The organism is Grimontia sp. SpTr1 (genome assembly GCF_947387585.1).
Classification (GTDB): Bacteria; Pseudomonadota; Gammaproteobacteria; order Enterobacterales; family Vibrionaceae; genus Enterovibrio; species Enterovibrio indicus.
Window position 1 is genome coordinate 214,375 of the sequence record NZ_CANDOD010000002.1, and the last position, 19,360, is coordinate 233,734.

A 19,360-nucleotide genomic window follows, 5' to 3' on the forward strand; every position below is an offset into this window, starting at 1 on the left:
TTGTTGCTATATATTGGTGGAGAGGGTGGGCACATGGCTCAATTAAAGCGTCTTTATCAAATTTTGGAAGTAGATCAAAACTGGGACTCTTTGATCGTTACAGATGTAATTAAGCAGACATCAAGTTCTCCATTTCTCCACAATGTGGTAGATGTTGGATTTGCGAGGAATAAGACTGGATTCTCTTTGCCTAGCTTTCTCCGCCATATATTAAGGGTTAGTCGAATTTCTATGCTCATCCTGTTTTCCAGAAAAGCATGTGTAATCAGTACGGGTCCAGGGATTAGTATCTTGCCTTCTATATTGGTCAGGCTTCGTGGTGGCAAGGTGATTCACGTAGAAACATGGTCTAGATTTTCTTCCCAATCTCTTACCGGTAAATATATGAAATATATTGCCACTGATTTCTATGTACAGAACGAATCCCTACTAAATGTATACCCCAAGGCAAAATTCTCTGGAAGGTTATGAAAAATATATTGGTCACTGTTGGCACTTATTCTTTTGATTCTCTCATTCGCAAGGTTGATCATATTAGGGACGCTGACTATAACTTTTCCATTCAGTATGGATCCGGCGAGTATGTCCCAAGGAATCATGATTCTTTTTCTTATTCTTCAGATTTCGATAGTCAAATTGAATGTTCTGATTTGGTAATCACTCACGCAGGAGCCGGAAATGTTTACTCATTATTAGAGCGGAATAAGAAAATTGTAGTGGTTCCAAATTTGCAACGAGTAGATGACCATCAAAAGGAGTTGGCCCTGTTTATTGAGTCAGAATTTTTGGGAGAGGTTTGCTATGACGTTAATGAAATCGAGGTTCACTTGAAGCGGGCTTTATATACCTCTTACAACCACTACGCTAAAGTTGATTTCTTTATCGGCCTTCAGCTACATGACGAATTACACGATTTCTTTGATAATTAAATAGGGCCATTTTTTGAAAATTACTATCGCCGGTACAGGCTATGTTGGTCTGTCTAATGCTATGCTTTTGGCGCAAAACCATGATGTTGTTGCAGTCGATATTATGCAAGAAAAGATTGAATTACTTAACAGTAAGGTATCACCTATCGCTGATAAAGAGATTGAATACTTCCTCAAGGAGAAAGAACTCAGTTTCTGTGCAACTTTAGATAAAGAAGAAGCCTATAAAGATGCGTCTTTCGTTATCATCGCAACGCCAACTGATTACGATGTAAAAACTAATTACTTCAATACAGCTTCGGTAGAAGCAGTGATTAAAGATGTTATGGCAATTAACCCAACAGCGGTAATGGTCATTAAATCTACCGTGCCTGTAGGGTACACCCACCGAATTAAAGAAGAGCTTTGCTGTGAGAATATTATTTTCTCGCCCGAATTTCTACGTGAGGGCAAAGCGCTTTACGATAATCTTCACCCATCTCGCATCATTGTGGGTGAACGAAGTGAACGTGCACAAACTTTCGCCAACTTGTTAGTCGAGGGTGCCGAGAAGAAAGATATCGAAGTTCTGTTTACTGACTCAACAGAAGCCGAGGCAGTAAAGCTGTTCTCTAACACTTATCTTGCTATGCGTGTAGCTTACTTCAACGAACTAGATTCCTATGCGGAAGCGCATGGCTTGGACTCACGCCAGATTATCGAAGGGGTAGGGTTAGACCCACGCATTGGTAACCACTATAACAACCCATCTTTTGGTTATGGTGGATACTGTTTGCCGAAAGACACTAAGCAACTTCGCGCTAACTATGCCGATGTGCCAAACAACATTATTCAAGCTATTGTGGACGCAAACACCACTCGCAAGGACTTTGTCGCTGAATCAATCCTTCGTAAAAATCCTGAAGTAGTCGGTATTTACCGCCTTATCATGAAGTCGGGCTCTGATAACTTCCGTGCGTCTTCAATTCAGGGGATCATGAAACGCATAAAAGCGAAAGGTATTGAAGTTGTCGTTTATGAACCTGTGTTGAAGGAAAAAGAGTTCTTCCATTCCGAAGTGATGACCGACTTTGATGCGTTTAAAGCAAAATCAGATGTCATCGTATCAAACCGAATGGCGGAAGAGTTAGCGGATGTCGCTGACAAGGTTTATACCCGCGATTTGTTTGGTAGTGATTAAAAGTAGGTCAACAGATAGGACCTAGGAAAGAAGATCCTAGGGCCAAGGAAAGCAAATTTCGCATCGTTGTTTGAGTTTACCCAAGACAAAATAATTCCAACGTCCTCCTAGGCTTTTACCACCTAGGACCTATTCCCCCATAGGACCTTTATTAAAAATGATTAAAAAATGTCTATTCCCCGCAGCTGGCTACGGGACACGTTTTTTGCCAGCAACAAAATCCATGCCTAAAGAAATGATGCCTATCGTCAACAAACCGCTGATTGAATACGGTGTGGATGAAGCCATTCAAGCGGGCATGACGGATATGTGTATTGTCACCGGCCGTGGCAAACACTCTCTGATGGACCATTTCGATAAAAACTACGAGTTGGAACATCAAATCTCGGGTACCAGCAAAGAAGCTTTGCTGACCGATATCCGTGAAGTCATCGATTCCGCTAATTTCACTTATATCCGCCAACGCGAAATGAAGGGCCTGGGTCATGCTATTTTAACTGGCCGAGAACTGGTAGGGGACAACCCATTCGCGGTTGTGCTTGCGGATGACCTTTGCATTAACCTCGAGCAAGGCGTGCTTGCACAAATGGCTGCACTATATAAGCAATTCCGTTGCTCGATTGTCGCGGTTGAAGAAGTGCCAGCGGAAGATGCGCACAAATATGGTGTGATCGCTGGTGAAGCGCTGACAGATAACCTTATTCGCGTAACTGACATGGTTGAAAAGCCAGCGCCAGGCACTGAGCCTAGTAACCTAGCGATTATCGGCCGTTACATCCTGACCCCGGATATCTTCGACATTATTGAAAAAACGGAACCAGGCAAAGGCGGCGAAATTCAAATCACCGATGCCTTGCTGGAACAAGCCAAAACCGGTTGCGTGCTGGCCTACAAATTCAAAGGTAAACGTTTCGACTGCGGAAGTGTTGAAGGCTTTATTGAAGCGACGAACTACTGCTTTGAGAATGTTTATCAAAGATAGGGACTAGGGGAAGGGCTAGGTACTAGGGAAAATAGGTCCTAGGATCCTAGGTAAGAGCAAGAGCCTAGGGGAAGAGCAAGGTCCTATAAAGGGCTAGAGCTAGGACGAGGTTATGAACGAATCTCTCTAGGACCTAGGACCTAAAACCTTTATTCCCCGTAATTTCCCCGCAATACCTACGCTTTGTTTATAACTTCCTAGAACCCTAGAACCCTAGAACCCTAGAACCCTAGAACCTTCGGACCCTAGGACCCTTAAACCCCAAAAAGCTAAACCCAACCATTTAGGCATCTGCCTTTGCTTTACCTGAAATAGTGAGCTCCACAATGTCTTTGCCAATTCTTTCTACATTTATGTTTTCGTTTGTGCTGCTTTTCATTTTCCGAAAAGTCGCCAAGCGAGTTAATTTAGTTGATAAACCGAATGCGCGTAAGTTGCATACGGGCGCTATCCCTTTGGTGGGGGGCGTATCTATTTATGCGGCGATTTTCCTCACGTCTGTTTTGTACCTTGATAAGGATTTTTCCGATTGGTTGTTTTTGGCCTGTGGGGCTGTGTTGATTGTTATCGGCGTGCTTGATGACAAGTTCGATATCAGCTTTAAGGTGCGTTTGTTTGTGCAGGCAGGTATCTCGCTGGCGATGATTTTCACTGCCAACGTGAGCTTGGAAAGCTTGGGCAGCATTGCGGGTAACGTTCCAGTAGCCTTGCCTGCTTGGGTAAGTTATGCGGTGACTGTGGTGGCAGTGATTGGTGCCATTAACGCCTTTAATATGGTGGACGGGATTGATGGCCTGCTCGGTGGCTTGGCGTCTGTCACTTTTGCAGCGTTGGCGTTTATGTTTTATCTCGGTGGTAACACTGAACTTGCCATTAACTGTTTGATGTTTATTGCCGCTTTGGTGCCTTATGTGCTGCTGAATCTGGGCATTCCACTAGGGCCTCGTTTTAAGATCTTTATGGGTGATGCGGGCAGCATGCTGATTGGCTTTACCGTGGTGTGGTTCTTGATCCGTGGCTCTCAGCCCGATCATTCTACTTACATTAAACCAGTGACAGCGCTGTGGTTTATCGCATTGCCACTCATGGATATGGCGACCATTATGGTGCGCCGTGTACGCAAAGGGCAGTCGCCGTTTAAGCCTGACCGTGAGCACCTGCATCACATCTGTCAGCGTATCGGTTTGTCGCCACGAATGACGTTGGTGTTTATTTGTGGTTTGGCGTCGCTGTTTGCGCTTGTGGGTGTGCTGGGCGAGCTATACATGGTCAGTGAAACCAAAATGTTTGTCGGTTTCCTTGTCCTGTTTAGTGTGTACTTTGGTGTGATTAGCCATATCTTCCGCATTACGGCAAAGGTGCGGAGTTGGTTGGGTAAATCACCGCTAGTGGAAGAGGTCGCTTAGTTTCTTCCTCGCGAATACATACGGCAAATTGCAAAGACACAACAAAGGGCGATGGGAAACCATCGCCCTTTGTTTTTTCTATAGAAAAAATGATAAGTTGCCTTCCGTAACCCGTAACCCGTAACCCGTAACCCGTAACCCGTAATCCGGGTACCTGTTTTTTAGGAATCATTTTTAACCCATGTCTTTTTCATCGATCAGGTTTGGTCTGTATTTTTTTGTTATAGGATTCCTCGCCTTAGCGATGCTGTCACTCTTTACAGGCTTTGGCCTCAAGCAGCTTTCTATTGAAGGTAAAACTTTCTTTTGGGGAAACGGCGATTTGCTGTTCCACTTTGTGTTGTTTTACCTCAGTGGTGTGCTGCTATTTCCACTGCAACTTCACGTGAAAGTGCTCTCGTTTACTTTTTTACTGCTGGTTGCTATTGCATCTGAATATGTACAGGCACATTTGATACCTGGCAGATCGGGCAGTTTGCTCGACGCGTTAGTGAATGTTTTTGCGTTGTTTTCTGCCATGGTGACGCTCGGTTTCGCCCACCGTCGGGCGAAACGTTCATCTTCTATACTCTGAATAATAAGAAAAGTGTCATTGTTGATACTTAACCTGAAGCGAATGATGCATTTTGCTTTAGGGATAAAAAGGGGATGGGCGGTAGATGAAGGTAGCGGTCGTCGGTACGGGTTACGTTGGTCTTTCAAATGCAATGCTGCTTGCGCAACATAACGAGGTCGTTGCGGTCGATATTCTTCAAGAAAAGGTGGATTTACTCAATCAAGGCCAGTCTCCCATTTCTGATCGCGAGATAGAACAGTTTCTCCAAAATCCCGAACTTAGTTTCTACGCCACCACGGAGGCCGAAACAGCCTATAACTGGGCGGAGCTTGTTTTGGTGGCCACTCCCACAGATTACGATCCTGAAACCAACTTCTTTGATACCAGCTCTGTGGAGTCTGTCGTCGCTGATATTCTGTCAGTGAACCCTTCCATCACCATTGTCATTAAATCAACAGTTCCTGTTGGCTTTACTGATTCTCTTCGAAAACAGCACCAGGCTGACAATATCCTGTTCTCCCCTGAATTTTTGAGGGAAGGTAGAGCGCTTTATGACAACCTCTATCCTTCCCGAATCATCGTGGGTGATTTTTCTGATCAGGCCAAAGCGTATGCAGCGTTAATGAACCAAGGCGCACTGGCTGACAATGTTCAAACTCTCTTTGTTCATTCGACAGAAGCTGAGGCTGTGAAGCTATTCTCCAATACCTATCTTGCTATGCGCGTGGCATATTTTAATGAGCTGGACTCTTACGCAGAATCGCTGGGGCTCGATTCCAAAGAGATTATTGAAGGCGTGTGCCTGGACCCGAGAATTGGCAATCACTACAACAATCCCTCTTTTGGCTACGGAGGTTACTGTTTACCGAAAGATACCAAGCAGCTGCTTGCCAATTATCAATCCGTACCCAATAACATTATTGGTGCCATTGTTGATGCGAATCGCACGCGGAAAGACTTTATCGCCACGTCCATTTTAAAGAGAAAACCCAAGGTGGTGGGGATCTACCGGCTGATCATGAAATCAGGCTCGGATAACTTTCGTGCCTCTTCCATTCTGGGGGTGATGAAAAGAATCAAGGCCAAAGGTATTGAAGTGATTGTCTATGAGCCCGTGCTGAACGAAGACGTGTTGTTTAACTCTCAGGTTGTCAAAGACCTTTCTGAGTTTAAAGCCCGTGCGGACATCATTGTCTCCAACCGATTGGACGATGCCCTGAAAGGCGTTGAGAACAAGGTGTACACACGGGATCTTTTTGGTTCTGACTGAACCTAACCTTCTTGTTGGTAGCTTAAGCTGTCTTTCTTGAACAGACGACGGAAGAAGGTCAGCAATCTCCATACGTAGGCCAATGCCAGATAGTAGATGCCGAATAACCCGAGAAACAGACCGAACATGATGTATTCGGGAATAGCAAGGTTCTCCCCGATAATGCCGATGGCGGCAAAGGTCAGCGCAATCGTGCAAATCGCGGTGAGCGTTTGATGGGAGTTCAAGCCGGCTCGCTGAAAGATATGATGTAAATGTTCCCTGTCTGGCTTAAACGGCGAGTCGCCTCTTTTCACCCTTCTTACCATAATGGCAGCCATATCCATCAGTGGCAGTGCGATAAGCCAGAGCGCTGTCACGGGTCGCATCACGGCTTGCTCTTTCACCTGTGTGGCTTCAAGCAGTAACCAAATCGCAGTAAAGCCAATGACCATCGAGCCTGAATCGCCCATAAAGACTTTGCGTTTTTTGCCAAACAACCCAAGGTTCATCATCACGTAAGGGATAAGCGTACTAATGAGGGCAATACATATTCCCGCAAGCGCAGTTTGACCACTGGAAGAGAAAAGATAAGCAAGCGCACCAAAGGTCACGACAGAAAGCCCGCCCAATAACCCATCAATGCCATCCACCATATTGAACGCGTTGATAGCGCCCAATACCGCCAGCACAGTAATGATATAGCCCAAGAATCCAAAGGAAATACTACCGACGCCAATAAGATCGCCGAGATAGGTTATCTTTAGGCCGATAATCGTCATCATAATGATGGAAAGGCATATTTGGACGAAGAAGCGGATCTTGTAGCTGATATCAAATTTGTCATCCAGCACGCCCACAAAAGTGAGGATGCTAAGACAGGCGAGGATTTGAAGCCAAGAAGTGTTAGGGTCAGTAAAGAAAACTAAATAGACACACAGGCTGCTGAATACAGTAAGACCGCCGACTAAAGGAATCGCTCCTATGTGCTGTTTTCTCTCGTTAGGCTTATCGACTAAGCCAACGGGGTGTGCGACCTTCCTGAATATGTAGAGTGTTATAAAGGAAAGGACAGATATTCCTATGTATGGAGTTAACATCCTTATCACCAACATTTGCTTGCCGATTGACGTTTAAGCGACACCATGTGGTTGTTTTAATGTGGGTCGCGATGGACTTTGTTATTGGATAAATCGGCGAAATTTTGATTGAAGGTGACGCTATTGCATATACTGGTGTTTATAAAATGCGACAGAGTGTCAATATATTGACTAACATCAGAGGGGCTGTTAATGAATGTTGTTTGGGGAGAGGTTTTGTTGCGTTTAATGTTTGCCTGGCGGCGGACCCTGAAGAAGCTACATAGCAAAATCGTTGGGTTTTGTTGATTGGTATTGTGTTGATCCTATTCAAGGAATTTATAAGGAAAAGACGTTATCAAAGTGACACGACTTCTGGTTGAGTCTTGCGGTAAGTGCAAAAGCAACGGCAGAGGCGTTTTTAGTGCCCTAAGAATTGCTCGGTTTGACCTTGAATTCCGTGTATATTGTGGCCCCAGCACCACGATAAACTACAACACCAAAGAGAGTTATCAGTGAAATTACTTATTACAGGTGGCGCGGGCTTTATAGGTTCTGCAGTTGTTAGGTATATTATTGAAAATACAGGCAATAGTGTCGTCAATGTTGACAAGCTGACTTACGCGGGAAATTTAGAATCCCTGACGAGTGTTGCCGAAAATGAGCGCTATTCATTTGAGCACGGCGATATTTGTGACCGCGCCTTTCTGGAAAAGGTCTTCGACATTCATCAACCTGATGCGATTATGCATTTGGCTGCGGAAAGCCATGTGGACCGATCCATTGATGGCCCATCAGAGTTTATTGAGACCAATATTGTCGGCACATATACACTTCTGGAAGTGAGCCGTAAGTACTGGAACAACATGGATGCTAGCCGTCGGGAAGTATTTCGTTTTCATCATATTTCTACTGATGAGGTATATGGTGATTTAGATGGTACCGATGCGTTGTTCACCGAATCGACGCCATATGCTCCAAGCAGCCCTTACTCTGCGTCAAAAGCGTCAAGTGACCATCTTGTCCGTGCTTGGTACCGGACATATGGTCTACCTGTTTTGATCACTAATTGTTCAAACAATTATGGTCCATATCATTTCCCTGAAAAGCTCATCCCTTTAGTGATTCTGAATGCTATCGAAGGCAATGCTTTGCCAGTTTACGGTGATGGGAGCCAAATTAGGGACTGGCTTTTTGTTGAAGATCATGCAAGAGCGCTATATAGCGTTGTAACAAAAGGTGTAGTTGGTGAAACTTACAACATTGGTGGTCACAACGAAAAGACGAATTTGGAAGTCGTGACGTCGATTTGTGATTTGTTGACTGAAATGAATGTGCCATTACCAGCAGGATTGGATGCATTTAGAGATCTTATCACCTTTGTTCCAGACCGACCTGGACATGACCTGAGATATGCGATTGATGCTTCCAAGATTGAGCAGCAACTGGGGTGGACTCCGCAGGAAACCTTTGAAACTGGCCTTAGAAAAACAGTTCAGTGGTATCTCGAAAATTCAAATTGGTGGGAACGAGTTCTAGATGGGTCTTATTCAAGACAACGTTTGGGAAATATCTGAGCTGAAAAGGACACTCTAGGTTGAAAGGTATTATTCTTGCGGGTGGAGCTGGAACCAGGCTCTATCCAATCACAAAAGGCGTATCAAAGCAGTTACTGCCAGTTTACGACAAGCCCATGATTTACTACCCGTTGTCAACGTTGATGTTGGCGGGTATCCGAGACGTACTCATTATTACCACTCCGGAAGACAATCTGTCATTCAAAAGACTTCTGGGTAACGGTGAGTCCTTTGGCATCAATATTCAGTACGCTATTCAGCCTTCGCCAGATGGTTTAGCACAGGCCTTTATCATAGGTGAAGACTTCATTGGTGATGATGCTTGTTGTTTGATTTTAGGTGACAACATTTTCTATGGTCAGTCTTTTACCAAAACATTGAGAAATGTAGTTAACAATAATCAGGGTGCGACTGTCTTTGGCTATATGGTGAAAGACCCAGAACGCTTCGGAGTGGTTGAGTTTGATGAGCAATACCGTGCACTTTCTATAGAAGAAAAACCCGTAAAGCCCAAATCAAACTGGGCTGTGACAGGTTTGTATTTCTACGATAACCGTGTGGTAGATCTGGCAAAAAAAGTAAAGCCTTCAGAGCGTGGAGAGTTGGAGATAACAGCACTCAACCAAATGTATCTGGAACAAGCTGAGTTAAACGTAGAATTGCTTGGGCGGGGTTTTGCCTGGCTTGATACTGGCACACACGAGAGCTTGCATGAAGCTTCTTCCTACGTCCAGGCGATTGAGAACGTTCAGGGACTCAAAGTTGCATGCTTGGAGGAGATAGCCTGGCGTAATGGCTGGCTGGATGACGCTCAACTTTTGGATATAGCAAGACCTATGTTGAAAAATGACTATGGCCAGTACCTGAATCGTCTGGTTTCTGAAAAGTCGAAACAGCTCCAAATCCGGCTGGGGGAATAGACCCCCAAGTCATACTAAGCCTCGTTGAACAGAGAGTGAACCTTCACTGATATTTGAGGCTTTAAAAGAATAATTTGTCGATTTAATGCTGCCGATAAAAGAATTAAAACTATCAAATGCTCAATAGGCAAAATTGATATGATGGTAAGATTATGAAAAATAGAAATAAAATCCTGCCAGTTGTGATGGCTGGTGGCTCTGGTTCACGACTGTGGCCAATGTCTCGAACATTTTTCCCTAAGCAGTTTCTCTCTTTAGTGTCGAAGTACACTATGTTGCAAGAGACGATTTTCCGGCTTGAAGATATTGAGCACCTGCCGCCTCTGGTTATTTGTAATCAGGAACACCGCTTCCTCGTTGCGGAGCAGCTTCGAACCGCTGGCATCGATCCGGAAGCCATTATTTTGGAGCCATTTGGTAGAAACACCGCTCCAGCAGTTGCCATTGCGGCACTAAAAGCCGTCGAATCTGGTGAAGATCCAATTTTGCTCGTGTTGTCATCGGATCATGTTATCAAGCAAAGCGATGCGTTCACGGACGTTGTTAAAGCGGCAGCACTGGCTGCTGAGAATGGCTTTATGACGACATTTGGAGTCGTTCCTGATAAACCTGAAACGGGCTTCGGGTACATTAAGCATGGCACACCAGTGACCGACGATGCTTACACTGTAGAAGCTTTCGTGGAAAAGCCTGATTTGGCTACTGCCGAAGAATATGTGGCTTCAGGTAAGTACTACTGGAACAGCGGCATGTTCATGTTTAAAGCTTCAACTTTCATCGCTGAGTTGGAAAAGTTTAGCCCAGACATTTTGAGCGCTTGTAGGCTTTCATTGGAAAAAGCGCGTCAGGATCTGGACTTTGTTCGCTTGGATGAAAGTGAATTTGAACGCTGTCCTGATGATTCTATCGACTATGCAGTAATGGAAAAAACCAACCTTGCGGCCGTGGTTCCTATGCAGGCTGGTTGGAGTGACGTTGGCTCTTGGTCAGCACTTTGGGATATAGAAGACAAAAGTGCGGAAGGGAACGTTGTTATCGGAGATGTGATTTCTGATACGACTACAAATAGTTACATTAATGCCCAGAGTAGATTGGTGGCGACAGTTGGTGTCAGCGATTTGATTGTTGTTGAAACTAAAGATGCAGTTCTGGTTACACATAAAGATCATGTCCAACGTGTGAAAAACATTGTTAACCAACTGAAGAAAGAACAGCGAACTGAGCATCTCCAACATCGGGAAGTTTTCCGTCCTTGGGGTTACCATGAGCAGATCGCTGACGGGGAGCGCTATCACGTGAAGCATGTGATAGTGAAACCGGGTGGAAGAACCGCGACTCAGATTCACTACCATAGAGCCGAGCATTGGGTTGTGGTTTCTGGTACGGCCAAAGTTCGCAACGGTGATGATGAGTACTTTGTTGCGGAAAATGAATCGACTTACATTCCTGTTGGTTCCGCGCACTCTTTTGAAAACCCAGGAAAGATCCCTTTAGAGTTAATTGAAGTTAGAACAGGGGCTTACTTAGAAGAAGACGACATCGTAAGAATTGACTCCCCTGGTGAAGGATATTAATTGAAATGACGACGCTTAGCTGCTTTAAAGCCTATGATATTCGTGGTGAATTAGGCCCTGAACTGAATGAAGATATCGCCTATAGAATTGGCCGCGCATTTGGCCAGTATTTGAAGCCGAAAACGGTTGTCGTTGGTGGGGATGTCAGGTTGACTTCTGAGTCTCTTAAATTGGCCGTCGCTGAAGGACTGATGGACGCCGGCGTCGATGTGCTTGATATCGGCATGACAGGCACTGAAGAAATCTACTACGCGACTAAGTTTCTGGGAACGGACGGTGGTATTGAAGTCACCGCTAGCCACAACCCTATGAACTATAACGGTATGAAGCTGGTTCGCGAAGACGCAAAACCTATCAGTGGTGATACTGGCTTATTCGATATAAAAACGCTTGCTGAAGAGAACAACTTTGAATCCGTTGATCGCAAAGGGCAATTGACAAAAACCTCAAACTTGGAAGCGTATGTCGACCATCTTTTGACATACATTACTCCGGCAAATATCAAGCCGATAAAACTGGTTGTAAACGCAGGTAATGGTGCCGCAGGGCATGTGATCGACGAACTTGAGCTCCGCTTTGAAGCGCTTGGAATTCCGGTTGAGTTTGTAAAAGTTCACCATCATCCAGATGGCAATTTCCCGAATGGTATTCCGAACCCTCTGTTGCCTGAGTGTCGCGAAGACACGGCCACAGCTGTAAAACAGCACAGTGCAGACATGGGTATTGCATGGGATGGAGACTTTGACCGATGTTTTCTCTTTGATGAAAAAGGTGAATTCATCGAAGGTTACTACATCGTTGGGCTGCTTGGAGAAGCATTTCTCCAGAAGAATCCTGGGGCAAAAATCATCCATGACCCTCGCTTGAGCTGGAACACTATTGATGTTGTGACAAAGGCGGGCGGTGAGCCCATTATGTCGAAAACAGGTCACGCATTTATTAAAGAAAGAATGCGAAAAGAAGACGCTATTTATGGCGGTGAAATGAGTGCTCACCACTACTTCCGAGACTTTGCATATTGCGACAGTGGGATGATCCCTTGGCTATTGGTTACAGAGCTACTCTCAACGAAAAATATGTCTCTTTCCGACATGGTTAAAGAGCGAATTGCTGCTTATCCATCTTCAGGTGAAATAAACTCTAAGCTGGAAGACCCGCAATCGGCTATTGAGAGAGTAAGACAGGCTTATGAGCCTGAAGCTAAAGTCAAAGACACCACTGACGGTATCAGTCTCGAATTTGAGGAATGGCGCTTTAACCTCCGATCTTCCAATACTGAACCTGTTGTTCGCTTGAATGTCGAGTCTAAACAGGATGTTGAGCTTATGCAGGCTAAAACCGAAGAAATACTTGCTCTATTGCGGAAATAGTAGAGTAGAGAGGTAAAAAAACAGCGGCTTAATCTGCCGCTGTTTTTCTATATTCGTTTAAGAATGGTATTGCTCGCAAGCCAGCAGGGTATTCTCAATCAGCGTTGCCACTGTCATTGGGCCAACACCACCGGGTACTGGCGTGATATGGCTGGCTTTCTCTGCAGCAACGCCATATTCCACGTCACCCACCAGTTTGCCATCTTCCAGTCGGTTGATACCCACATCAATCACGACTGCGCCAGGTTTAATCCAATCACCTGGAATGAAGTTGGGTTTGCCCACAGCAACAACCAAAAGATCAGCTTGGCGAACGTGCCCTTCTAAATCTTTGGTAAAACGGTGACACGTGGTGGTGGTGCAGCCTGCAAGTAACAGTTCCATCGTCATAGGGCGGCCAACAATGTTTGAAGCGCCTACCACAACGGCATGTTTACCACGCAGAGGCACGTTATAGCGCTCAAGCAGTGTGATGATGCCTTTTGGTGTGCATGAGCGCAGTTTCGGCATGCGCTGACACAGGCGGCCAACATTGTAAGGGTGGAAGCCGTCGACGTCTTTCTCTGGGTGGATACGTTCAAGGACATTAGTCGGGTCCATTTGTGCAGGGAGCGGCAATTGAACCAGAATGCCATCGATTTCAGGGTCTGCATTCAAATCATCAATCAAACCAAGCAGTTCTGCTTCGCTGGTGGTTGATGGTAAGTCGTAGGATTTAGAGACAAAACCCACTTCTTCACACACGCGACGTTTGCTGCCAACGTAAACTTGGGAAGCTGGGTCATCACCCACCAACACCACGGCTAGGCCCGGCGCTCTGAGGCCTGCTGCTTTTCGGGCTTCTACACGTGCAGCAACTTCCTGACGAACAGTTTGAGAGATAAGTTTTCCATCAATGATTTGAGCGGCCATGTTTTTCCTTTGGCAAAGAGATAGACGGGAAAGTGGCGCTATTTTGACAAAAAAAGTGTGACATGGCTATAGGGCAAACGTTTGCGTCAGTGATGTATTAAAAAGCGCACGTAGGCGCTTTTTAACGAAATAGAACGGCTATTCACTGAGATAGGCAGCGGAAAAACTTGGTGTGCCGGCGGTGAGATTGTCGATGGAGTCGCCATAGTAGGTTTCGATAGATTCGATAAGCCAACCTCTGACGTAAAGTGTTGAAACAAACACACTGGTTCTTTCGTTGCCAAGAGTACTGCCATCGAGCATACGGAAACCGGAGCTGGACATGCCTGAAATGATCCCAACCAATTCACCGTTTTCGTTGAACGCCCCACCACCACTCATGCCAGACTGGATGGGGGCATCGGTAATACTTGCCGGGCACCTTGCAAATAAAGTGCTGTCGACAAAATTGACATCACGATAGTACTTACCTTTACCGAGCAGCACTTTGCCGGTTAACCCCATGCCGACGGTAGTGATGCCACCATCTGTTTGAACAGTACCCAAGGAGGCTAAGCGTTTGTCAGTATTGTCTTCTTTGATAAGGGCAACGTCGCAATCCGGGTGATATGCAATCACTTCACTGTAATCAAGTTTGGCGACATGCTTTGCAGTCAAGCTGATTTCTGGCGTGAGGGGAACGCTGGTGCCATGTCCTCCGAGTACGAAGGGGATGCCTATTGCGAGATAGTTAACATCGTGCTCATTGGAGGTGTCTGCATAATCCAAAGGCCCGTTTATCAAGATACAGCCTTGTAGGCTACATAAAAGAAACACACTGCCCATCACTTTCGAAAACGCTTGGAACATGCCGACACCTCCTACGCTGTGATACGAGTCTCAATTTCTAGACCCGCAAATTGAGCGTAGGAAGGGTTTAAATGATGTACAAAATGCTATTGATTAATTAGTCACTAAAAATAATAACTTATTGAAATGTAAGTATTAATAACCGCTCTTTAATTGTGGGAATGACTAAGAAATTGGGTTTGCGACAGATTTATACCGTCGTCTGTTCTTTTTCCAATAAGATGTCTTGGAATTCTGTTAAAACACGTTGTTAACTGCCTCCTTATTTGGCCAAAACTCCACTAACTGTATGATGTGCCGAAAGATATTTAGAAGTGCTAATAAAGTAAATTATCAATAAATGAGTGAGTTAGCGTTGGGCATTGTTTCTGTGTGATTAACGTCAAAAAAATACGGCAGTAATTAGGCGTACTTCATACCTTAAATGCGTTTTTGCGGCTTTTTGTATAGAAAATTTTGCAGCGAGAAGGATGTGAAACCAAAAAGGCAAGAAGGGGGAAGGCAAGGCGCTACCAGTGAGCACCTTGCTTAAATAACTTTTTGAATCAGATATCTATCGATACCGCTTCATCAACACCATCAGTGCCGGTTGAGCGGTTGCGCTTGGTTGAGCCAAGCATGTAAAGCAGAGTTGCAGCGAAGCAGACCACAAAGTAGAACATTAAACCGCCTTTCATGGACATGGCTTCACCGGCCACGATCGGACCAATCACTGAACCTACGCTGTAGCTGAGTAGCATTAGTTCTGCGGCAGCGACGATTTTTGACTCATCCACATTGCGGCAAGCCAGCGTGATAGCAACAGGGTAGAGGGCAAATGCTGATGCGCCCAACAGGAACATGCCTGCCATCGCGCCCGCTGATACGGTAGCGATTTCAATCATGGCAATGGAAAGCAAACCGAGGAAGCAGAATAGCGCCATCAACAGTGCTTTTTCCATGCGTGAGTTCAACCAGCTCACCAGCGGTTGCACCACCATGCCACCAAGGATCACGATAGCCATCAATGCGCCGACCTGATCGTGGCTGTAACTGCTTTCAAGTTCCAGCGGCAATAGGCCATAGATTGATCCAAGCACCAGACCAGACACAATACAGCCAATGTAAGCCGCTGCTGGCAGGGTTTTCATCTCGCTCACTTTGATGCTCGCGTGGCCAACCGCTTTCGGGCGGCCCCTTTTGAACACCAGTGGTGGCAAAATCGCCGCTGAGAATAGGCTGGCCACGACAATCAGTGGCATCGCGCCTTCAGTACCGAACATGCCGATACCAAGCTGACCCAATGCAGAGCCTCCGTAAAGCGATGCCATGTAAAGGCCCAGACGCTTGGCGCGGGCTTTTTCTGTGTCTGCCATTAGCAGCCAAGACTCGATCACGACAAACACACCGGCAACCGCGATGCCTGCAACAAAACGTGCAAACAGCCATGCAGCCGGTGAGGCGCTGAATGCCATCAAACCCACGGTGCTGACAACGATAAGCAAAAACGCAACTAACGCACTGCGATGGCCAAACTTGCCAACGATGCGTGCACTGATCAACGCACCGCCAAGCAGGCCTGCGTAAAACACGCTCGCGAGCCAGGAGGCAAGATTCACCGACATGCCACGTGCGTCAAGCGCAAGCGGGATGAGGCTCATCAGGAAACCTGACGCAACGGCAAAAAGGCTTAGGCTAAGAACAGGCACAAGAGGACTGTTGCGATCAGCCTGCATAACAGGGTTCTGTTGCAATGTTTTTCCTTAATCGTCTGAATTGAAATTAAAAAACCTGCACAGGAAGTGCAGGTTTTAACGCAGAGAAAGGTGCGTTCAGGCGCGATTATTATTTCGCCACCCTCAAACGTAAAGAGAGATAATTTTGTGGTGACGATGAAATCTTTTGATGGAAATGGCTGTGCAGAATGACCGCTTACTAGTCGATGATATCTGCATGTTTTCCGGTCTTTTTCCGCTTTTTCTCCCAGCGTTTATGCACGCCTTTTGTCAGGGAAGAGAAGGTCGTTTCAACTTTATCCAGACCAACAAGGACAAAAAGCACAAACGCACAAAGAAGCAGTGCTTGGCGTCCGTAGTCAAAAGCGATCACCATACCAAGGCCGGCCATCAACCAAACGACGGCTGCAGAGGTCACGCCTTGGATTTGACCATCTCGTGCCATCATGACGCCTGCACCCAGAAAACCGACACCTGTAACTATCTGACCGAGTACTCGCGCATGATCCAGCGAGTTATCTGAAAGGGATGTTGCCAGGCGCATAAAAAGGTAGGTACCGAGAATAATGAGGATCGCCGTGCGAATACCCACGGGCTTTCCGCGAAGTTGGCGCTCAAGGCCTAAAATCCATCCGCAGGCGGCACAGGTGAGTACGCCTTCCCAGCTAAACGGGGTGATATCCCAAAACTCATTCATTCTCTTTACTTCCGGGCTAGAAAAAATTTAACCCCTCGGGTCTGCAGACCCTGGGACATTTGTGGCGCAGAAATATCCGCTTTAGCGAGAAAAAGAACAATAGGGAGCACGATGAAATCATTTTATCGTCAGAACAGATGTTGTTTGCCGACAGAGACAGAGGCTAAAAAGAGAGGGATTTTTTCGCGTTAGGGTAACAACTATGTTTGTTTCTTAGGCATTTAACAGCAAAGCACAAGGAAAAGCGTTGACGAAGAAACTCGTGCCTTTATAATCCTGCCCTGCGTTCGCACACTGTGTGAATGAAGTGCGCCCTTAGCTCAGTTGGATAGAGCAACGGCCTTCTAAGCCGTGGGTCACAGGTTCGAATCCTGTAGGGCGTGCCACTTTCTACTTCTCCCTCGTACATCTTCTCATCGCAATTTTTCCCGAACGCATCGCACTGCAGATTCTCGACGTTGATTGAAAAGATGATCCTAGGAAAAGAAGATCCTAGGGAAGAGCAGGGCCTAGGTCCTAGGAAAAGCCAACCGCAAAGAGCCAAGCGGGTTTGCTAATCATTTTTTATCTTAAAGTTGACATACCACTTTTATATTTCTCTAGGACCTAGGACCTAGGACCTAGGACCTCTTTGCTCAGATTTTCTATCAAGTGCGTGGATACATGAATATCCCCGCTTGACATCAAAACCTCACAAGTATCGTCTTCTAGGACCCTAGGACCTTTCTTTTTCCTTCCACCCCTTGAAATCCATTTTCTCGCCCCAATCTCACAGAAACATGACGATGGACCTAGCCCGTCTCGACTCGACAGGGCGGTGCCGCTATAATGGCGCGTCTTAAAAATCATGCCTCGTCTTTTGAGGCTAATCGATACCCGCGCAAACGCGCTGTGTATCCAGATTCACAGGCGCTATGGCGAACGATTCGCTGTAGCACGAAAGGATGCTACCGGCAGGAGCCGGGCAACATCACTCAGCGACCCTGAGTAAGTTTTGAGGTTATTAATACAATGCAAGTTACCGTTGAAACCACAGAAGGCCTAGAGCGCCACCTGACTATCACCGTTCCAGCAGCAAACATCGAAGACGCAGTAACTGCAGAGCTTCGCAACATTGCTAAAAATCGTCGTTTCGATGGTTTCCGTAAAGGTAAAGTGCCTTTGAAGATGGTTTCACGTATGTACGGTAAAGCTGTACGTAACGACGTGATGGGTGAAGTGATGCAGCGTCATTTCATCGAAGCGATCATCAAAGAGAAAATCAACCCAGCGGGTGCGCCAACTTTCACTCCAGTTGACACTGAAGAAGGCAAAGATCTGGTATTCAAAGCTTCTTTCGAAGTTTACCCAGAAATCGCGCTGAAAGATCTGGACAAAGTAGAAGTGGTTAAGCCACTGGCTGACGTTAAAGAAGAAGACGTTGCTGAAATGATTGAGACTCTGCGTAAGCAGCAGGCTTCTTGGTCAGAAGTTGACGCAGCAGCTGAAGCAAGCAGCCGTGTAACAATGGACTTCTCTGGCTCTATCGACGGCGAAGAGTTCGAAGGCGGTAAAGCAGAAGGCTTCGCACTGGTTATGGGCCAAGGCCGCATGATCCCAGGTTTTGAAGACGGTATCGTTGGTAAGAAAGCGGGCGAAGAGTTCACTATCGACGTGACTTTCCCAGAAGACTACCACGCTGAAAACCTGAAAGGTAAAGCAGCGAAGTTCGACATCAAGCTGAGCAAAGTTGAAGCGCAAGAACTGCCAGAACTGACTGAAGAGTTCGTTGCACGTTTCGGCGTTGAAGACGGCAGCGTTGACGGCCTGAAAGCTGAAGTTCGTAAAAACATGGAACGCGAACTGAAGCAAGCGGTTAAGAACAAGGTTAAAGAGCAAGTGATTGATGGTCTGGTTGCTAACAACGACATCGATGTACCTGCAGCACTGATCGACCAAGAAGTTAACGTTCTGCGTCAGCAAGCGGTTCAGCGTTTCGGTGGCAACATGGAAAACGCACCAGAACTGCCACGTGAGCTGTTCGAAGAACAAGCAAAACGCCGCGTAGTTGTTGGTCTGCTTCTGGGTGAAGTGATCAAGTCTGAAGAGCTGAAAGCTGACGAAGACCGCGTTAAAGCGCTGATCGAAGAAATGGCTTCTGCATACGAAGATCCATCAGAAGTTGTGGCTTACTACGAGAAAGACCAGCGCCTGATGGAAAACATGCGCAACGTTGCTCTTGAAGAACAAGCAATCGACGCACTGCTGGGTAAAGCACAAGTTTCTGAAAAAGAGCAAGCTTTCTCTGAGCTGATGAACCCAGCTCAAGCATAAGTGCTAGAATTGTTGAGTGGACAATTGACTTAGAATTCACTCTTCTGATAAC

17 protein-coding genes and 1 tRNA gene are annotated in these 19,360 nt (G+C 46.0%); 13 read left to right on the plus strand and 5 right to left on the minus strand.

What is annotated here, in order from left to right; translation table 11 throughout:
* Positions 1 to 33 precede the first annotated feature (33 nt).
* The 7 genes from pssD to QL223_RS05220 all read left to right on the plus strand — a co-directional run bounded on the left by pssD (position 34) and on the right by QL223_RS05220 (position 6,323).
* Positions 34 to 471, plus strand: coding sequence for a PssD/Cps14F family polysaccharide biosynthesis glycosyltransferase (gene pssD / locus QL223_RS05190; RefSeq protein WP_281544097.1), 438 nt, complete (start codon positions 34 to 36; stop codon positions 469 to 471).
* Positions 468 to 929 carry a PssE/Cps14G family polysaccharide biosynthesis glycosyltransferase gene (gene pssE / locus QL223_RS05195; protein ID WP_281544098.1) on the plus strand — a complete coding sequence of 154 codons (462 nt, stop codon included), beginning with the start codon at positions 468 to 470 and terminating at the stop codon, positions 927 to 929. Before pssD ends, pssE begins: the two co-directional genes overlap by 4 nt.
* 13 nt (positions 930 to 942) lie before the next feature.
* Positions 943 to 2,109, plus strand: coding sequence for a nucleotide sugar dehydrogenase (locus QL223_RS05200; RefSeq protein WP_281544099.1), 1,167 nt, complete (start codon positions 943 to 945; stop codon positions 2,107 to 2,109).
* Positions 2,110 to 2,266: 157 nt separating this feature from the next.
* Positions 2,267 to 3,091 (plus strand): UTP--glucose-1-phosphate uridylyltransferase GalU, encoded by an 825-nt coding sequence (gene galU, locus QL223_RS05205; protein WP_281544100.1) that lies wholly within the window; start codon positions 2,267 to 2,269, stop codon positions 3,089 to 3,091.
* Between the two features lie 326 nt (positions 3,092 to 3,417).
* Positions 3,418 to 4,497: a UDP-N-acetylglucosamine--undecaprenyl-phosphate N-acetylglucosaminephosphotransferase gene (gene wecA / locus QL223_RS05210; protein ID WP_281544101.1), complete on the plus strand. Its 1,080-nt coding sequence runs from the start codon at positions 3,418 to 3,420 to the stop codon at positions 4,495 to 4,497.
* 181 nt (positions 4,498 to 4,678) lie between these two features.
* Positions 4,679 to 5,071 (plus strand): hypothetical protein, encoded by a 393-nt coding sequence (locus QL223_RS05215; RefSeq protein ID WP_281544102.1) that lies wholly within the window; start codon positions 4,679 to 4,681, stop codon positions 5,069 to 5,071.
* Between the two features lie 85 nt (positions 5,072 to 5,156).
* A complete protein-coding gene (locus QL223_RS05220) occupies positions 5,157 to 6,323 on the plus strand; it encodes a nucleotide sugar dehydrogenase (RefSeq protein WP_281544103.1) in 1,167 nt (388 codons plus the stop codon).
* Between the two features lie 2 nt (positions 6,324 to 6,325).
* Here the strand turns inward: QL223_RS05220 and wecA (QL223_RS05225) are convergent, their stop codons facing one another.
* On the minus strand, positions 6,326 to 7,402 hold the full coding sequence (wecA, locus tag QL223_RS05225) for a UDP-N-acetylglucosamine--undecaprenyl-phosphate N-acetylglucosaminephosphotransferase (RefSeq protein ID WP_281544104.1): 1,077 nt from the start codon (positions 7,400 to 7,402) through the stop codon (positions 6,326 to 6,328).
* 494 nt (positions 7,403 to 7,896) lie between these two features.
* Here wecA (QL223_RS05225) and rfbB point away from each other — a divergent pair, with 494 nt between their 5' ends.
* From rfbB to cpsG, 4 genes are all read left to right on the plus strand, one after another.
* Entirely contained in the window at positions 7,897 to 8,958 is a 1,062-nt protein-coding gene (gene rfbB, locus QL223_RS05230; RefSeq protein ID WP_281544105.1) for a dTDP-glucose 4,6-dehydratase, read from the plus strand.
* A 20-nt stretch (positions 8,959 to 8,978) separates the two neighbouring features.
* Positions 8,979 to 9,878 carry a glucose-1-phosphate thymidylyltransferase RfbA gene (rfbA, locus tag QL223_RS05235; protein ID WP_281544106.1) on the plus strand — a complete coding sequence of 300 codons (900 nt, stop codon included), beginning with the start codon at positions 8,979 to 8,981 and terminating at the stop codon, positions 9,876 to 9,878.
* Between the two features lie 152 nt (positions 9,879 to 10,030).
* Positions 10,031 to 11,452: a mannose-1-phosphate guanylyltransferase/mannose-6-phosphate isomerase gene (locus tag QL223_RS05240; protein WP_002535572.1), complete on the plus strand. Its 1,422-nt coding sequence runs from the start codon at positions 10,031 to 10,033 to the stop codon at positions 11,450 to 11,452.
* Between the two features lie 5 nt (positions 11,453 to 11,457).
* Complete coding sequence (gene cpsG, locus QL223_RS05245; protein ID WP_281544107.1) at positions 11,458 to 12,822, plus strand: phosphomannomutase CpsG; 1,365 nt, start codon at positions 11,458 to 11,460, stop codon at positions 12,820 to 12,822.
* 57 nt (positions 12,823 to 12,879) lie between these two features.
* Here cpsG and folD read toward each other — a convergent pair whose 3' ends face one another.
* From folD to QL223_RS05265, 4 genes are all read right to left on the minus strand, one after another.
* Positions 12,880 to 13,734 (minus strand): bifunctional methylenetetrahydrofolate dehydrogenase/methenyltetrahydrofolate cyclohydrolase FolD, encoded by an 855-nt coding sequence (gene folD, locus QL223_RS05250; protein WP_002535569.1) that lies wholly within the window; start codon positions 13,732 to 13,734, stop codon positions 12,880 to 12,882.
* A 138-nt stretch (positions 13,735 to 13,872) separates the two neighbouring features.
* A complete protein-coding gene (locus tag QL223_RS05255; protein WP_281544108.1) occupies positions 13,873 to 14,583 on the minus strand; it encodes a trypsin-like peptidase domain-containing protein in 711 nt (236 codons plus the stop codon).
* 545 nt (positions 14,584 to 15,128) lie between these two features.
* Positions 15,129 to 16,316, minus strand: a complete 1,188-nt coding sequence (locus tag QL223_RS05260; RefSeq protein ID WP_281544109.1) for an MFS transporter — start codon at positions 16,314 to 16,316, stop codon at positions 15,129 to 15,131.
* Between the two features lie 181 nt (positions 16,317 to 16,497).
* Entirely contained in the window at positions 16,498 to 16,995 is a 498-nt protein-coding gene (locus QL223_RS05265) for an MgtC/SapB family protein (protein ID WP_002535565.1), read from the minus strand.
* Positions 16,996 to 17,304: 309 nt separating this feature from the next.
* Between QL223_RS05265 and QL223_RS05270 the strand changes: the two genes are divergently transcribed.
* Positions 17,305 to 17,381 (plus strand) — tRNA-Arg (locus tag QL223_RS05270).
* Between the two features lie 625 nt (positions 17,382 to 18,006).
* Positions 18,007 to 19,308, plus strand: a complete 1,302-nt coding sequence (gene tig, locus QL223_RS05275; protein ID WP_002535563.1) for a trigger factor — start codon at positions 18,007 to 18,009, stop codon at positions 19,306 to 19,308.
* The last annotated feature ends 52 nt before the right edge of the window (positions 19,309 to 19,360 follow it).

Bases quoted from the DNA above. Each gene is read 5' to 3' on its own strand.
- pssD (WP_281544097.1), top strand. From the start codon at position 34: ATGGCTCAATTAAAGCGTCTTTATCAAATTTTGGAAGTAGATCAAAAC.
- pssE (WP_281544098.1), top strand. From the start codon at position 468: ATGAAAAATATATTGGTCACTGTTGGCACTTATTCTTTTGATTCTCTC.
- galU (WP_281544100.1), top strand. From the start codon at position 2,267: ATGATTAAAAAATGTCTATTCCCCGCAGCTGGCTACGGGACACGTTTT.
- wecA (WP_281544101.1), top strand. From the start codon at position 3,418: ATGTCTTTGCCAATTCTTTCTACATTTATGTTTTCGTTTGTGCTGCTT.
- QL223_RS05215 (WP_281544102.1), top strand. From the start codon at position 4,679: ATGTCTTTTTCATCGATCAGGTTTGGTCTGTATTTTTTTGTTATAGGA.
- QL223_RS05220 (WP_281544103.1), top strand. From the start codon at position 5,157: ATGAAGGTAGCGGTCGTCGGTACGGGTTACGTTGGTCTTTCAAATGCA.
- wecA (WP_281544104.1), bottom strand. From the start codon at position 7,402: ATGTTAACTCCATACATAGGAATATCTGTCCTTTCCTTTATAACACTC.
- QL223_RS05240 (WP_002535572.1), top strand. From the start codon at position 10,031: ATGAAAAATAGAAATAAAATCCTGCCAGTTGTGATGGCTGGTGGCTCT.
- cpsG (WP_281544107.1), top strand. From the start codon at position 11,458: ATGACGACGCTTAGCTGCTTTAAAGCCTATGATATTCGTGGTGAATTA.
- folD (WP_002535569.1), bottom strand. From the start codon at position 13,734: ATGGCCGCTCAAATCATTGATGGAAAACTTATCTCTCAAACTGTTCGT.
- QL223_RS05255 (WP_281544108.1), bottom strand. From the start codon at position 14,583: ATGTTCCAAGCGTTTTCGAAAGTGATGGGCAGTGTGTTTCTTTTATGT.
- QL223_RS05265 (WP_002535565.1), bottom strand. From the start codon at position 16,995: ATGAATGAGTTTTGGGATATCACCCCGTTTAGCTGGGAAGGCGTACTC.
- tig (WP_002535563.1), top strand. From the start codon at position 18,007: ATGCAAGTTACCGTTGAAACCACAGAAGGCCTAGAGCGCCACCTGACT.